The organism is Maribacter sp. MJ134, assembly GCF_003970695.1.
GTDB lineage: Bacteria > Bacteroidota > Bacteroidia > Flavobacteriales > Flavobacteriaceae > Maribacter.
Map to the genome: position 1 here is coordinate 3,876,872 of NZ_CP034570.1, position 14,378 is coordinate 3,891,249.

Genomic DNA, 14,378 nt, shown 5'->3' on the forward strand with positions numbered 1-14,378 from the left:
TTTTGCAATTAATGCAAGATGTAGCGAGCTAAAGCTTACTCCATAGTTACAGATGCCCTACGGATTGGCCATAAAAAAACCCTAAAGATGTAGGGTCTTTAAGGCATTTTTTTGTGATCGCAGGAGGATTCGAACCTCCGACCGTCTGCTTAGAAGGCAGATGCTCTATCCAGCTGAGCTATGCGACCCTAACATTTGAAACGGTTTTTCAAATGTGGGTGCAAATCTACTAAATTTTATATAGCTGTAAAACCAAAATAGCTAAAAGATGCTATAAAAAACGACACGTTTCTTATAGCGTACTCATTTTATGGACTAAAGGAACATTACGCTAATTTCCAACTGCCCTTAAGTACTTATCTATTAGCTTCATATTGGTCATAGTTTTCCCAAATTTGGTCCAAAACTTTAAGGAATATATCAAATTCGTAATCACTGATATCCTTAATGCTCATTTTGCGAATATCCTTGATCAATGGCATTACTTTATTCATGAGGTTCTTGCCAGCATCGGTCATTAAAAGTCTGTAACGCTTTTGATCATTTCCAAAACGCGTTTTCTCTAAAAGCCCCTTTTTACAAAGTCCACGGATAACTCTAGAGGTTGTTGCCCTGTTCCTAAAGTTGGTATTGCTTATTTCTGCTTGAGAGGCATCCGGCCCCAAAAGATGTACCCTGCGCAAAATAACCCATTGCTCAATGGTGAGATCAATATCGTTTTCGATAAAAGTTCTCAAGAAAGTATGTTGTACTTTTTTAAGGGTACGGTCAAGATACACTCCAAAACCTTCTGTTGTGTCCATAGATAAAATCGTTGTAGTTCTCAAAAGTAAGCAGAAAATATAAAATAATGTTGTTAATGCAACAATAATGAAAAAATGCATTACTTTTGACTACTAAGGTTTAATAGCATTATGTACAAATCCTATATTCAAGAAGATAGCACCTACAAGGGCGGAGGTAAAAAACTAGTAATGCCCGAGGGTATTGAGGTACACAAGTTGTCATCGAATGAAAATCCGTTGGGTTTTTCCCAAAAAGTAAGCCTTGCGATTAGCAACGCGCTGAATGATTTGAGCCTGTATCCGGATAATACGGACATAAGATTGCGAGAAGCCCTATCCAAGGATTTTGAGGGGAAATTGGCTCCTGACCATTTTGTTACGGCAAATAGCGGTTCGGAAATCATAGATATTATCTCAAAGGTGTTTTTGTCAGAAGGCGATGAAGTCATTGTATCGCAACCTTGCTTTCTGCCCTATACGGCCTTTACGCGTTGGATGGGTGCCAAAGCTATTAATGTGCCTATGACACCGGACTATGACTACAATTTAGAGGGTATTTTAAAAGTAATTACGGAACGGACGAAGCTTGTGTTTTTAGCTTCGCCCAATAACCCCTCCGGTAACCACATTCCCCGTCATGTTCTAGCCGACTTTCTTTCGCGATTACCTAAAGAAATCATAGTTGTTTATGATGAGGTGTACCGACATTTTGCGGTAGCATCGGATTATACATCGGCATTGCCATTTGTGCTAGAAGGTCATCCTATTATTGCAATAAACAGTTTTTCTAAAACCTATGGTTTGGCAGGCTTGCGTGTCGGTTATTGCTACGCTCCATTGGAACTAAGTAATTACATCCGTAAAGTCTGCAAACCGTTCTTATTGTCCTCCTTGGCTTTGGAAGGGGCCATTGCCGCTCTGGAAGATGTAGATTTTGTACAACGCACCGTGGAATTGGTTCGTGTAGAAAGGCAATTTGTTTTAGAAGGTCTACGGGAGCTTGGAATTAAATTTTGGCCTACCGAAGGAAATTTTGTGATGATAGACCCACCCATAGCTGACATGGAGTTTACAAAATTTATGGAAGAAAGGGGAATTATGGTGAGGCCTGTGGGCGTGTTTGGGGCTCCAGGAAAGGTGAGGATATCTTTTGGAGTCCGAAAGGCAAATGAAGCCATGTTGGCAGTTCTGAAGGAGCTGTTAAATAATAGATAAGATTAAGAACGAAACAATTTTTTAATATATTTGTTGCATATGCAACAATAAACAGAAAGAAATAATTATGGATACTACAGCTTTACCAAAATTGCATGAAGATGCCAAGGATTTTATGCCCATCAATGGCACAGACTACATTGAGTTGTACGTGGGTAATTCCAAACAAGCAGCGCACTTCTATAAAACAGCTTTTGGCTTTCAATCGTACGCCTATGCCGGATTACAAACGGGATTAAAGGACCGCGAAAGTTATGTGGTAATTCAAAATAAGATACGGTTAGTATTAACTTCGCCTTTGAAGAGTGGTACCGAGATCGGTAAGCATATTGATAGGCACGGCGATGGGGTTAAAGTGGTGGCACTTTGGGTAGACGATGCCACTTATGCGTATGAAACAGCGGTAAGTAAAGGAGCTAAATCCTACACGGAGCCGGTTACCGAAGAAGATGAGGAAGGTAAAGTGGTGCGTGCAGGTATTTATACCTATGGAGAAACGGTTCATATTTTTGTAGAGCGTAAAGATTACAATGGAACCTTCTTACCTGGATATACGAAATGGGAAACGCCAGACTATAATCCAGCGCCAACAGGATTGAAGTATGTAGACCATATGGTGGGTAATGTAGATTGGGATAGGATGAACTATTGGGTGGAGTTCTATGAGAAGGCAATGGGTTTTGTAAATATCCTTTCTTTTGACGATAATGATATTTCTACTGAATATACCGCCTTAATGAGTAAGGTGATGAGTAATGGTAATGGACGAATAAAATTCCCTATCAATGAACCTGCGGAAGGTGCTAAGAAATCTCAAGTAGAGGAATATTTGGATTTTTATGAAGGTGAAGGTGTGCAGCATATTGCCGTTGCAACCGACGATATTATCCAAACGGTACGCGATTTAAAAAGTAGGGGTATAGAATTTTTGACTATCCCCGACACCTATTATGACGCGGTTACGGACCGAGTGGGTAAAATAGACGAGGATATTGCACCGCTGAAAGAGCTTGGAATTTTGGTGGATAGGGACGATGAAGGATACCTGCTACAGATTTTCACCAGACCCATAGAGCCAAGACCGACCATGTTCTTTGAAATTATTCAAAGAAAGGGAGCACAATCATTTGGAAAAGGTAACTTTAAAGCATTGTTCGAAGCCATTGAACTAGAACAACAATTAAGAGGTACATTACATTAATTAAGTTAGGATTGCTGTATACAGGACTAGGTTCTAAATTCAGCATTCCTAACCATAACGCATAACTTAAAATCATGCCCATATATCATAAATTAGGAAAGTTTCCGCCAAAAAGACATACTCAATTTGAGAAACCAAGTGGAGGTTTATATTATGAGCAATTATTTGGGACTATTGGTTTTGATGGGATGTCATCGCTACTTTATCATGTTCATAGGCCCACACAGGTAAAGGAGATTGGCGAGGCCATTGATATGAGCCCAAAAATAGCCGAAGCAAAGCACATAAAATCCAGAAAGTTAATAGGTTTTGATATTGCTCCAAAAGATGATTTTTTAGAATCCAGAGAACCTATGCTTGTCAACAATGACGTTCATATTGGGCTGGCAGCTCCTAAAAAATCCATGACCGAATATTTCTATAAAAATTCGGATGCAGATGAAATGTTGTTCATCCACCAAGGCACAGGAACATTAAAAACCTTTGTGGGGAATATACCTTTTGAATATGGAGATTATCTCATTATTCCACGCGGGATGATTTATCAAATTGAATTTGATACCGAAGAGAACCGCATTCTGTACGCGGAATCCTTTCATCCCATTTATACTCCAAAACGCTATCGCAATTGGTTTGGTCAATTATTAGAACATTCTCCATTTTGCGAGCGCGATTACAAACTACCGCAAGACTTACAGACACATGACGAAAAGGGAGAGTTTCTTATGAAAATCAAGAAACAGGGCATGTTGCACCATTTGGTATATGCAACACATCCTTTCGATGTAGTAGGGTGGGACGGTTATAACTATCCCTACGGATTTTCTATACATAATTTTGAACCCATTACAGGTAGGGTGCATCAACCGCCACCGGTACATCAGACCTTTGAAACAAGCGCTTTTGTGATATGTTCCTTCTGTCCACGTTTGTACGACTATCATCCAAAATCCATACCAGCACCATACAACCATTCCAATATAGATTCTGACGAAATGTTGTATTATGTAGATGGTGATTTTATGAGTAGAACGGGAATTGGTCCAGGGTACATTTCACTTCATCCTGCAGGTATTCCGCACGGACCACACCCCGGAACTTATGAGGCCAGTATTGGCAAAACGAAGACCGAGGAACTTGCGGTAATGATTGATACCTTTAAACCACTGCAGCTTACCGAAAATGCAATGAAGATTGATGATGGTAACTATTACAAATCTTGGTTAGAAAATCCTTCTGATTCCCAAAAAGGGTGAGAACAAATGAAACAAGAACTTAGAAACAAGATATAGGACAAACGTCCTTAGACTTATTTATTATTTCCAGACACTGATAAAATGATTGTACACATACCTGAAAATTCAGATTTTTCCATATATAATATTCCTTTTGGGATTTTTTCTACAACTGATAGAAGTCCAAGAGCGGGAGTTGCCATAGGCGAGCATATTTTAGATTTGGTCGCTGTGGCGAAACTAGAGGTCTTTGACTTTAACACTGCGGTGCTTGAAAAAAACACGCTCAACGATTTTATAGATTTGGGCAAGCCTATTACCAATAAGGTAAGGACAGATATTCAGTCTTGGTTAAAAGACGATACTTCGGTATTGGCAGGAAGGCCAGAACTTTTTGTAAAGCAGTCAGAAGCGCAAATGCACCTGCCGGTTTCCATAGGAGACTATACCGATTTCTATTCCAGTATAGAACATGCTACAAATGTTGGAAAAATGTTCCGCGACCCGGAAAACGCTTTACTTCCGAACTGGAGACACATTCCCGTGGGGTATCACGGTAGGGCAAGCTCTATCATGGTAAGTGATGTCGCAGTGCATAGACCAAAAGGGCAAACCGTTCCCAATGGTGCGGACCAACCTATTTTTGGCCCCTCGGCACGCGTAGATTTCGAATTGGAAATGGGTTTTATCACCGGAAAGAATACCAAGCTCGGTTCCTCGGTTTCTACCTCTGAGGCAGATGATTACATCTTCGGATTGGTTTTATTGAACGACTGGTCCGCACGTGACATCCAAAAATGGGAATACGTACCGCTAGGGCCTTTCTTGGCTAAAAATTTTGCTTCACACATTTCACCATGGATAGTAACACTAGAAGCACTGGAACCGTTTAAGGTTGCTGGGCCAAAACAAGAACCTGAAGTACTACCATATCTACAGTATAACGGGCAGAAGAATTATGATGTTAATTTATCCGTCAGCATTACCCCGGAAGGGAGTGAAGAAAAAACGGTCTGTAATTCTAATCTTAAATACATGTATTGGAATATGGCGCAACAATTGGCACACCATACCGTAAATGGATGTAATATAAAAGTCGGTGACCTATACGGTTCCGGTACTATTTCCGGAAAAGATGAAAACTCCTATGGTTCCATGCTAGAATTGGCTTGGATGGGCACTAAACCGTTGAAAATGAACGATGGTTCCGAACGTAAATTCATAAATGACGGGGATACGGTGACCATGCGCGGTTTTGCGGAAAAAGAAGGTAAGCGTGTAGGCTTTGGAGCGGTAAGTGCCAAAATACTGCCAGCGAAAACGTAGTCTGTTTAAAAGCAGGATTAGAAAGGTGTTGCATCTACACTGTACGCTATTTATAATGAATGCCAAGGCCTAAATGAAAGAAACACATATGATTAAGACCATAGACCCAAAAGCTATTTCTCAACCGGAGCTACACGGATATTTACTTTCCGCAGTGGCACCAAGGCCAATTTGTTTTGCCAGTACCATTGATGCGGAGGGTAGGGTGAATTTAAGTCCGTTTAGCTTCTTCAATGTTTTTAGTTCCAATCCGCCGATACTCATATTCTCCCCCGCACGCAGCGGTAGGGACGGTAGTTTAAAACATTCGCATCAGAATGTAAAAGAAGTACCAGAAGTGGTCATTAACATCGTAAATTACCCTATTGTAGAGCAAATGTCCTTATCCAGTACGGCATACGATAAAGGCGTAAACGAATTTGTAAAAGCGGGACTTACTCAGGTGCAGAGCGAAAAAGTAAAACCTCCCCGTGTTGGTGAAGCACCGGTGGCACTAGAATGTACGGTAACCGAAGTAATTGAGTTGGCGGACACGCCCGGGGCAGGAAATTTGATTTTAGCCAAAGTGGAGCTCATACATATCAATAAAGAATATTTAACGGACAATAAGTTAGATACCCAAAAGCTGGATTTGGTAGGTAGAATGGGCGAGAGTTGGTATACACGGGCAAGTGGCACAGCACTTTTTGAAATCCCCAAGCCCATCCGGACAAAAGGTATGGGAGTGGATCAACTTCCAGTATCCATTCGGGAAAGTGAAATTCTTACGGGAAATAACTTGGGACGTTTGGGTAATTTGGAACGTGTACCAACCGCATCGGAAATAAATAACATTCTTACGGATAAGGAGGTTAAAGCGCAACTTTCTGATGGGGACAAGGCAAAAGTTCATCAATTGGCCAAATCATGGTTAGAGCAAGGTAGAGCGCAAGATGCTTTATCCTTACTGTTTAGTTTTGAATAATGGCCTCGGCTTCAATCTCTACCAGATAACCCTCACCAACTAACTTCGCTTCTACTAAAGTATTGGCAGGATTTATGCCTTTAAAGCGTTCGCCATGTGCGCGGGCAACGGGTTCCCAATCATCTATGTTGTGAACGAATATCCGCGTACGCACTACGCTTTCCAAGGTCGTTTCAAAAGTTTGTAGTACTGCTTCTATTTTATCGATGACAAAATGTGCCTGTGCTGCTGCATCCGCTCCGCCAATCTTACGCGAACCATGTGTGGCCGTTGTGCCAGAAATGTGAATACGGTTGTCTTCTTTCACAGCGCGGCAATATCCAGCAAAGGACTCCCACTCGGTCCCGCTGAAAATTTGTTCCCTAGATTCACTTGACTTATTGATTGTAAACGGTTTAGGTATTTTTTCTAAATGGTGGCTCAAGTCTCCCGAAGCCGTTAAGAAAGGAGGTTTTCTATATTCATCTCCACAGTTGCCAGGAATGGGCAGCAGCATTTTTTGGGCCTCTTTTATCGTGTTAATATCCTCTGCTGAAAGGTCTATGGTTAGTATCTTCTTATTATCCTGGATATGGTTTCGTTCTCCCAATCTGGCGCCGACAATAACCGCCGCTACGTTAAGATTTTCCAGAATATATCGGCTTGCAATATTCGCTATGGATACGTCATGTCTATCCGCTACTTTTTTTGTGGCACTAAGCACATTTTGATAGTTGTCCCATCCGCCTGCGGCATCAATAAAACGTTTGTATTTCATTTGGGACCACGTTGTCAATTCGGTTTCGGCAGGTTCATCTTTGTTCAACCATTTATCGGTTAGAAATCCGCCCGCTAAGGTGCCGAACGCTAACAACTTTACATCATACTCCGTGCAAACATCCGTCATTTCCGTGGCAGCCCTTTGGTCAAGTAAAGAATGGCAAATTTGATTACTCACAATAGGAATTCCGCTAGCGCAGGCAATCCGTAAATGGGCAGCATCAAAATTGGTAACACCGATATGTTTTATAAGACCTTCTTCCTGCAATTGTTTTAAATGAAAGAGTCCGTCTAACCAACTTGGGTCGGGATAGTTCCATGCATGAAACTGCATCAGGTCTACGCTCGTTTGTTGCATACGGTCTAAGGCTGTTTGTGTGGCGGTTCTTACATCGGCTAAAGTGATATCTCCCGGTTCTGGCACCCATTTGGTAAACAACTGTACCTGATTTCCCAACGGATTGTTATTTTTAAAAGTTCCGGTTATAATCTCGCTAGAGCCATAATGGTCGGCCATATCAAAGGTGGTAAATCCGTCGACCACGTATGGTTCCATAAAGGCAGCGGTCGCCACTGGATCTAGGGTTTTTCCATCACGTTCCATATCGGCTATTTGCCAAAGACCGGTAATGATTCTGGAAATTTCTAAATTCTTCGCAAGGTGAATTTTAGCTGTCATAATTTATTCTTCTGGGAGTACTTTAAAGATTTTATCTGGGTCGGAGCCCTGGTTTTTGAGCTGTCTCCATTTAGTTACAAAGAGCAAGCTCGCCATTCCCATGACAAGAAGCCAAATAGGAGTGGAGTGAAAATACCATTCCTCCACGTTAGAACTAAGGTCCTTATAGGTATGTACCGCTAGGAAAAGAATCAAGGAAACGATACCCGCCCACCCGATGACCAGTTGTAACCTTCTATTTTTAAACATACTAATTTTATCCGCGAGTTCTTTATTGACCTTGGGTAGTGTAATCAGGGTAATGCACATCAATAAAAAATTCACCATCATTGAGGTGACCATAATATCTATTCCCAAGAAAAAATCGCCAGCAAAATGGGAACCGAATACGCCAACGCTCGCCATGAGTCCGGCTAGTAGTAGAGCAACATTAGGGGTTTTATACGTTTTATGGATAGTCGTGATAAAATTCGGAAAGATGCCGTCCTTGGCCCATGCGAACATTAAACGCGAAACGGAAAGCAACATGGCGGGCAAATCGTTGATCAAGGCGATGGTGGCGCCCAACAAAATAGCAATGCCAAGACCGGAAGGTAGTACATAACTGAGCAGACCAGGGGCCGAGATATCTTTCTTAATGGCTTCTTCTGCAACAAAACTCCAAGGCACGGTATGGTATACCGCCGATGCAAATAGGAAATAGAAAAGCCCAACCGAAGTTATAGATAAGATAATGGCCCTAGGTAAGGTATTTGTTGGGTTTTTGGCCTCACCACCAGCCTGAGCAATAGAGTCGAAACCTATAAAACTAGAAAATAACAGTGCTGCTGAGGAGAGGAAGATACGCCAGTCAAAAACAGCGTTTTCTATGGGTGTAAAATTTCTATTTTCTCTAAGTTCTAAGGCCATTACAAAATCTGAAGGTGTAAAATAATATCCGGCTATGATAACAATGCCGCCTAAAACGAACATAAGAAACATCATGGGCAATAAGGTGAAGGCGTAGGATTTTGCCCCTCGGATATTGATCCCTACAAAACTCCATATCAGTAGTAGTGCCAAAGAAATTCTTACCCATCCCAGTTCTAAGGTTTGGGACATCCCTACCCATCCCAGTTCCATAGCAATATCACGTATAAAAGGGATAGTAACATAAGCGATTACCCCGATGACGATAGAGAGTCCAAACCATTGCGAAAAACTTGCTACGAAACCCAAATAGGGATGCAGTCCCCTGCTAGCATAAATATAACTGCCACCTGCTCTGGGCATTGCCGAGGCGAGAATACCGTAGGCAAGTGCAGCGAAAATGGCAGGCACTGCGGCAAAGGCAAAAGCATATAGCACGTACGGACCAATACCCGGAACGTTCTTTTGAATCATAAACGGCACAACGTTTATTGAAGCGCCCAGCATAGAGCAAACGCCAGTAGCCGTCAAAGCCAAAAGGCCTAATTGTCTAGAAAGTTTGGGTGCTTTACTCAACTTGAATTGGGCTTATGAACTTATTAATCTAGGATACTATTTAAATGGTCCCTGCTTCCTGTTAATTCCCATTGTCCTAAAGTAATGGGGATGTTACCGATACCGTTTAATTTGTCAAAAAAAGATTTCAGTTGAAAAGGTTGCCCTTTTTTCTCAGAGAGACGGGCATATTCCGCTAAGGCTTGCTCTACCAGATACTTACCGGTAATATAACTGGTGCCATAGCCAGGCTGACGCAAATAGAGATGCTGTTCAAAAATCAAAAGTTCTTTTTCGGTTTTCATCCACCCTCGTGGAGTATAGTCGGAATGTATTTTTCCTGCCTCTTCCATGGTCATTTCATTGGCGTGGGCATAGAGTGATCCCAGACCTCTTGCCGCCCGTTGCGCAATCATAATATATACAATTTCCCGCACTCTCGGGTTATCGTCGTAAAGACCGGCCTGTAGAAACATTTCCTCTACCGCCGTGGCCAAACCTTCGTTTCTAGAGTCGAAAATGTTATAGCGTAAAGGATTCTTTCGAATAATGCTCGGATTTGGTTCTTTGTCCATACGGGCCAAATCAAACCAATGATAAAAATGAGAGAATAGGGGTCTTGGGTCATAGTGCGCAGTTATCCAAAAGAAATTACGTTTCTCTTCGGGAACAAAGGCCCCATAATGTTCGGCTAGCGCAGGTTTAAAATATTCTTTAACCGTAACAATATCCTCCTGTTCCAAAAATTTTAGCAGACTTTCAGCGGATGCAGCAGCTAATTCTTGATACACCTCAGGAGAATCTGCCGCGACGAGCTTTGGCAAGTTCCTGTTTCTATGCTCCTCTAACTTTAAAGCGGTCCATGCTCTTGACAGCTCTCTTTTTAATAATACTACTTCATCCTCCCAGGTGAGGGGTACCAAATGTACGTTCTGCTGGTACCATGTGTAATTTTCTTTCCCTATTCCACTGGGTCCCGTCTTAGAAGAAGCCTGCTCTTCTAACCACTTAACAAGATTTATCGTAGCCTCTTTTGCTTTGGTTATTGCTTTGGCAAGAGCTTTGTCTTTTGCGATTCCTAGCATATTTTGCAATGCCTCTAGATTATTGATTTGCCCTCGGATATCTCGTATACCAGTTATCCAGAGGTCTTTGGCATTTCCGGTTAAGTTAAGTTTTGCCTGCTCGTTAAGAACGGGAATAACCTGCAGTTCTTTCATCATTTTTTCCTTGGATTTTTGGTCTAAGGGAAAGTTGTATTGCCAAACCTCCAGCAGTGCATGATGGGTAGGACCTTCGTGAGCGGGAACATCGCTTCGGCTCATCCAAACGGTTTTGTAAAAGGCCGGGTCTCGATGCCAGGGTCTTAGTATGCGATAATTAAAATCGTAACCGTTCATTTCTGCAAGCAAAATGTGCCAGTCAACTTGTTCGGATACTGGCCAGTCTATGATACTTATATCTTTTAACTTTGTTTGTAACACCTTAAAAGCAGCCTGTCTTTTATTAAAAGTAATGGTCCTATAATCTGGAGCCCCTTGGTACTTTGGTGGTTCTTCAAAAGCGCGCCATTCTTTGTAAAGGGCTTCCAAGGTTTCATAAGAGGTATTTGATTCTATTTGCCCCATTCCCCATTGAAATGAAAACAAGAAATATAGGAGAACGGATAAAGGTCTTTTGAAGGTCATTTCTATATTTTTTCAAAAGATAACTTATTCAAGAGATTTTTAAAAGTAAGAACTGATAATAGGGAAAATAAAAAGCCTCATATTTCTATGAAGCTACTTTTCTAGTAGCGGGAACTGTCCCGAAACCTCGGGGGAACCTGTGTCCGCCTTGGGCGGATATGGGCCCTACCGCAATACTATATTCTGTTTTCTCCACTGCCTTCCTTTGCCCGATTTAAGGAATTTTTCTCTTTTCATGGACAAAGTTCTGGTAGCGAAGAATTCAACATGAACAACATGCCAAGGTCTGTATTTTCTGGTCCATCCTTTTGTGCCCAAGGTATTTTGGGAAGCGAATCGTTGAATTTAGTAGCGGGAACTGCCCCGAAGCCTCGGGGGAACCAGTGTCCGCCTTGGGCAGATATGAGCGCTAATGATTTAACTATATGCAAAAAAAGCCACCGACTTTCGTTGATGGCTTTCTTAGTAGCGGGAACTGGACTCGAACCAGTGACCTTCGGGTTATGAGCCCGACGAGCTACCTACTGCTCTATCCCGCGATATATGCGTTTTGTTTCTTTTGGAAACGAATTTTCAATATGTTAACTCAGTTCAAGTAGGTGCCATGTCCTGAGCGTGGTCGAAGGATACTGCTCTATCCTGCGATGTGGACGACAAAGATACAACGCTTTTAAGCTTATTTCCAAATTTAAAGAAGATTTGATTTAAAAATAAATCGAATCCATAGGTGTCTAATAAAATTTTAAATGAAATAACTACCTTCGGAATCATGGAGCAACTCAACGACTTTTTGGTAAGTGCCATCTCAGGTACGGAATGGCCTATGTTTATTCTTCTTATCGGAGGAGGTATTTTTTTGGTATTCCGTTCAAAATTACTGCCCTATCGCTTTTTTGGGCATGCAATAGCCATAACAAGAGGTAAGTATGACGATGATAATGCAGAGGGAGATGTGAGCTCGCTCCAAGCGCTTTCTGCTGCCGTAGCCGCCACGGTAGGTTTAGGTAATATCTCTGGGGTAGCGATTGCTATTCATGATGGTGGTCCGGGTGTGGTATTTTGGATTTGGATGACCGCCCTTATCGGTATGTGTATTAAATTTTATTCTTGTAGTCTATCCATTATGTTCAGGGGAAAGGACTCCGAAGGAAATTTGCAGGGCGGCCCCATGTTCTACATTACGCAAGGACTAGGGAAAAAGTATAAACCTTTGGCAATTTTCTTTTGTATTGCAGGTCTCTTTGGATTTCTGGGGGTATTCACTGCCAATCAATTTACGGAAACGTTTATGAGTGTTATTCAACCTGCGGAAACGCTTTTTGAAATGAGCGATTTCAACTGGAAATTATCCGTTGGGGTAATACTGGCCATAATCACCTCCTTCGTGATTTTCGGGGGGCTTTCTAAAATTGCAAAAGTAGCCACTGCAATTGTACCTTTTATGGTATTTATTTATTTGCTTGCCGTTGTATTGGTGATGGTTCTGAATGCTTCACAGGTAATACCCTCCCTGAATCTTATAGTGACCGAAGCATGGAATTTTGAGACCTTGGTAACGGGAGGTTTCTGGGGCTTGGTCATCATTGGTGTTCGTAGGGCAATGTTCTCTAACGAGGCGGGTTTAGGTAGTGCGCCCATGTACCACGGACAGTCTAAAAACGATGAGCCCATTAGGGAAGGCTTGGTTGCCATGTTGGGACCTTTCATTGACACTATTTTGGTGTGCACTTTTACCGCAGTTGTCATTATATTAAGTGGGGCTTATCTAGAGGACGGAAGCGGAATTGTAATGACATTAAACGCATTCAATACTTCTTTGGGAAGTTGGGGGGGAGTTCTTTTAATGGTAATTGTAGCGGCGTTTGCCATGTCCACGTTATTTACGTACTCCTACTACGGTGTTAAATGTCTTTCTTTCTTGACGAATGCAAAAATTGGTAGGTATTACAATTGGTATTTTGTAATTATGATTGTGTTCGCTGCGGTAGCATCTTTAGAATTAGTGAAAAATCTCATTGATTTATCGTATGCCTTAATGGTAATACCCAATATGATTGCCGTACTTTTGTTGGCTCCAAAGGTTAACGCCGCCGCTAAGATATATTTTCAAAAACTAAGGAATGAAGGAGCATAAAGCAGGATTTGTAAATATTATTGGAAATCCTAATGTTGGGAAGTCCACCTTGATGAATGCATTTGTTGGTGAGAAGTTGTCCATAATTACATCAAAAGCGCAAACTACAAGACACCGTATTCTCGGTATTGTTAACGGAGACGATTTTCAAGTTATTTTATCCGATACTCCTGGGATTATAAAACCGGCCTACGATTTGCAGTCGTCCATGATGAATTTTGTAAAGTCGGCCTTTGAAGATGCGGACATTCTGATATACATGGTTGAAATTGGAGAAAAAGCATTAAAGGATGAGGCTTTTTTCGAGAAAATAAAAAATAGTAGAATTCCAGTTTTATTGCTCCTGAATAAGGTTGATACTACTACCCAAGAAATATTGGAGGAACAAGTGCAGTACTGGCAAGAACAATTACCATCTGTGGAGTTACACCCAATTTCTGCATTATCAAATTTCAATGTAAAAAACGTATTTCAACGCATTTTGGAGCTATTGCCAAATTCCCCTGCATACTATCCAAAAGACCAGTTAACCGATAAGCCTGAACGCTTTTTTGTAAACGAAACCATACGGGAAAAAATCCTACTGTATTATAAGAAAGAAATTCCATATGCCGTTGAGGTAGAAACGGAAGAGTTTTTTGAAGACGAAAAAATCATCCGAATTCGCTCCGTTATTATGGTCGAGCGCGAAACCCAAAAAGGAATCATCATAGGGCATAAAGGTTCCGCCTTAAAACGCGTTGGTATCGAATCCAGGAAAGACCTTGAAAAATTCTTTGACAAGCAAGTGCATATAGAATTATACGTAAAAGTGAACAAGAACTGGCGAAATAATAGTAGGCAGTTAAAAAGGTTCGGTTATAATAGCTGATTTTTAGTTTTATAATACGCCATCAACTAACTCATATTCTTTTGTTTATACTACCTT

The 14,378-nt window shown here is 41.4% G+C and carries 11 protein-coding genes and 2 tRNA genes; 7 read left to right on the forward strand and 6 right to left on the reverse strand.

Going from position 1 to position 14,378, the window contains the following annotated elements:
• Window positions 1-114: 114 nt before the first annotated feature.
• Together EJ994_RS16745 and EJ994_RS16750 are read right to left on the reverse strand one after the other, a co-directional pair.
• A tRNA-Arg gene (locus EJ994_RS16745) sits at window positions 115-188 on the reverse strand.
• A 168-nt stretch (window positions 189-356) separates the two neighbouring features.
• On the reverse strand, window positions 357-803 hold the full coding sequence (locus EJ994_RS16750) for a MarR family winged helix-turn-helix transcriptional regulator (RefSeq protein WP_164721494.1): 447 nt from the start codon (window positions 801-803) through the stop codon (window positions 357-359).
• Between the two features lie 111 nt (window positions 804-914).
• On the opposite strand from EJ994_RS16750, the gene EJ994_RS16755 reads away from it, so the two are divergent.
• The 5 genes from EJ994_RS16755 (at window position 915) to EJ994_RS16775 (ending at window position 6,726) form a co-directional block, all read left to right on the forward strand.
• Window positions 915-2,000, forward strand: a complete 1,086-nt coding sequence (locus EJ994_RS16755; protein WP_126593533.1) for a pyridoxal phosphate-dependent aminotransferase — start codon at window positions 915-917, stop codon at window positions 1,998-2,000.
• 67 nt (window positions 2,001-2,067) lie between these two features.
• Complete coding sequence (hppD, locus tag EJ994_RS16760) at window positions 2,068-3,201, forward strand: 4-hydroxyphenylpyruvate dioxygenase (RefSeq protein ID WP_126593534.1); 1,134 nt, start codon at window positions 2,068-2,070, stop codon at window positions 3,199-3,201.
• Window positions 3,202-3,275: 74 nt separating this feature from the next.
• Window positions 3,276-4,457: a homogentisate 1,2-dioxygenase gene (locus EJ994_RS16765; protein WP_126593535.1), complete on the forward strand. Its 1,182-nt coding sequence runs from the start codon at window positions 3,276-3,278 to the stop codon at window positions 4,455-4,457.
• A gap of 81 nt (window positions 4,458-4,538) precedes the next feature.
• Complete coding sequence (gene fahA / locus EJ994_RS16770; RefSeq protein WP_126593536.1) at window positions 4,539-5,762, forward strand: fumarylacetoacetase; 1,224 nt, start codon at window positions 4,539-4,541, stop codon at window positions 5,760-5,762.
• Between the two features lie 73 nt (window positions 5,763-5,835).
• Window positions 5,836-6,726, forward strand: a complete 891-nt coding sequence (locus tag EJ994_RS16775; protein WP_241240812.1) for a flavin reductase family protein — start codon at window positions 5,836-5,838, stop codon at window positions 6,724-6,726.
• Here the strand turns inward: EJ994_RS16775 and EJ994_RS16780 are convergent.
• The 4 genes from EJ994_RS16780 to EJ994_RS16795 all read right to left on the reverse strand — a co-directional run bounded on the left by EJ994_RS16780 (window position 6,713) and on the right by EJ994_RS16795 (window position 11,855).
• Window positions 6,713-8,164 carry an aldo/keto reductase gene (locus tag EJ994_RS16780; protein ID WP_126593537.1) on the reverse strand — a complete coding sequence of 484 codons (1,452 nt, stop codon included), beginning with the start codon at window positions 8,162-8,164 and terminating at the stop codon, window positions 6,713-6,715. The two genes, EJ994_RS16775 and EJ994_RS16780, sit on opposite strands and share 14 nt — an antisense overlap.
• A 3-nt stretch (window positions 8,165-8,167) precedes the next feature.
• On the reverse strand, window positions 8,168-9,649 hold the full coding sequence (locus tag EJ994_RS16785) for an APC family permease (RefSeq protein WP_206507157.1): 1,482 nt from the start codon (window positions 9,647-9,649) through the stop codon (window positions 8,168-8,170).
• 23 nt (window positions 9,650-9,672) lie between these two features.
• Window positions 9,673-11,316 carry a DUF885 family protein gene (locus tag EJ994_RS16790; RefSeq protein ID WP_126593538.1) on the reverse strand — a complete coding sequence of 548 codons (1,644 nt, stop codon included), beginning with the start codon at window positions 11,314-11,316 and terminating at the stop codon, window positions 9,673-9,675.
• 466 nt (window positions 11,317-11,782) lie between these two features.
• Window positions 11,783-11,855 (reverse strand) — tRNA-Met (locus tag EJ994_RS16795).
• Between the two features lie 230 nt (window positions 11,856-12,085).
• Here EJ994_RS16795 and EJ994_RS16800 point away from each other — a divergent pair.
• Window positions 12,086-13,450, forward strand: a complete 1,365-nt coding sequence (locus EJ994_RS16800) for an alanine/glycine:cation symporter family protein (RefSeq protein WP_126593759.1) — start codon at window positions 12,086-12,088, stop codon at window positions 13,448-13,450.
• The gene (gene era / locus EJ994_RS16805; protein WP_126593539.1) at window positions 13,437-14,321 is read left to right on the forward strand and encodes a GTPase Era; all 885 of its coding nucleotides are present in this window, start codon (window positions 13,437-13,439) and stop codon (window positions 14,319-14,321) included. Before EJ994_RS16800 ends, era begins: the two co-directional genes overlap by 14 nt.
• Window positions 14,322-14,378 lie beyond the last annotated feature (57 nt).

Bases quoted from the DNA above. Each gene is read 5' to 3' on its own strand.
- EJ994_RS16750 (WP_164721494.1), bottom strand. From the start codon at position 803: ATGGACACAACAGAAGGTTTTGGAGTGTATCTTGACCGTACCCTTAAA.
- EJ994_RS16755 (WP_126593533.1), top strand. From the start codon at position 915: ATGTACAAATCCTATATTCAAGAAGATAGCACCTACAAGGGCGGAGGT.
- hppD (WP_126593534.1), top strand. From the start codon at position 2,068: ATGGATACTACAGCTTTACCAAAATTGCATGAAGATGCCAAGGATTTT.
- EJ994_RS16765 (WP_126593535.1), top strand. From the start codon at position 3,276: ATGCCCATATATCATAAATTAGGAAAGTTTCCGCCAAAAAGACATACT.
- fahA (WP_126593536.1), top strand. From the start codon at position 4,539: ATGATTGTACACATACCTGAAAATTCAGATTTTTCCATATATAATATT.
- EJ994_RS16775 (WP_241240812.1), top strand. From the start codon at position 5,836: ATGAAAGAAACACATATGATTAAGACCATAGACCCAAAAGCTATTTCT.
- EJ994_RS16780 (WP_126593537.1), bottom strand. From the start codon at position 8,164: ATGACAGCTAAAATTCACCTTGCGAAGAATTTAGAAATTTCCAGAATC.
- EJ994_RS16790 (WP_126593538.1), bottom strand. From the start codon at position 11,316: ATGACCTTCAAAAGACCTTTATCCGTTCTCCTATATTTCTTGTTTTCA.
- EJ994_RS16800 (WP_126593759.1), top strand. From the start codon at position 12,086: ATGGAGCAACTCAACGACTTTTTGGTAAGTGCCATCTCAGGTACGGAA.
- era (WP_126593539.1), top strand. From the start codon at position 13,437: ATGAAGGAGCATAAAGCAGGATTTGTAAATATTATTGGAAATCCTAAT.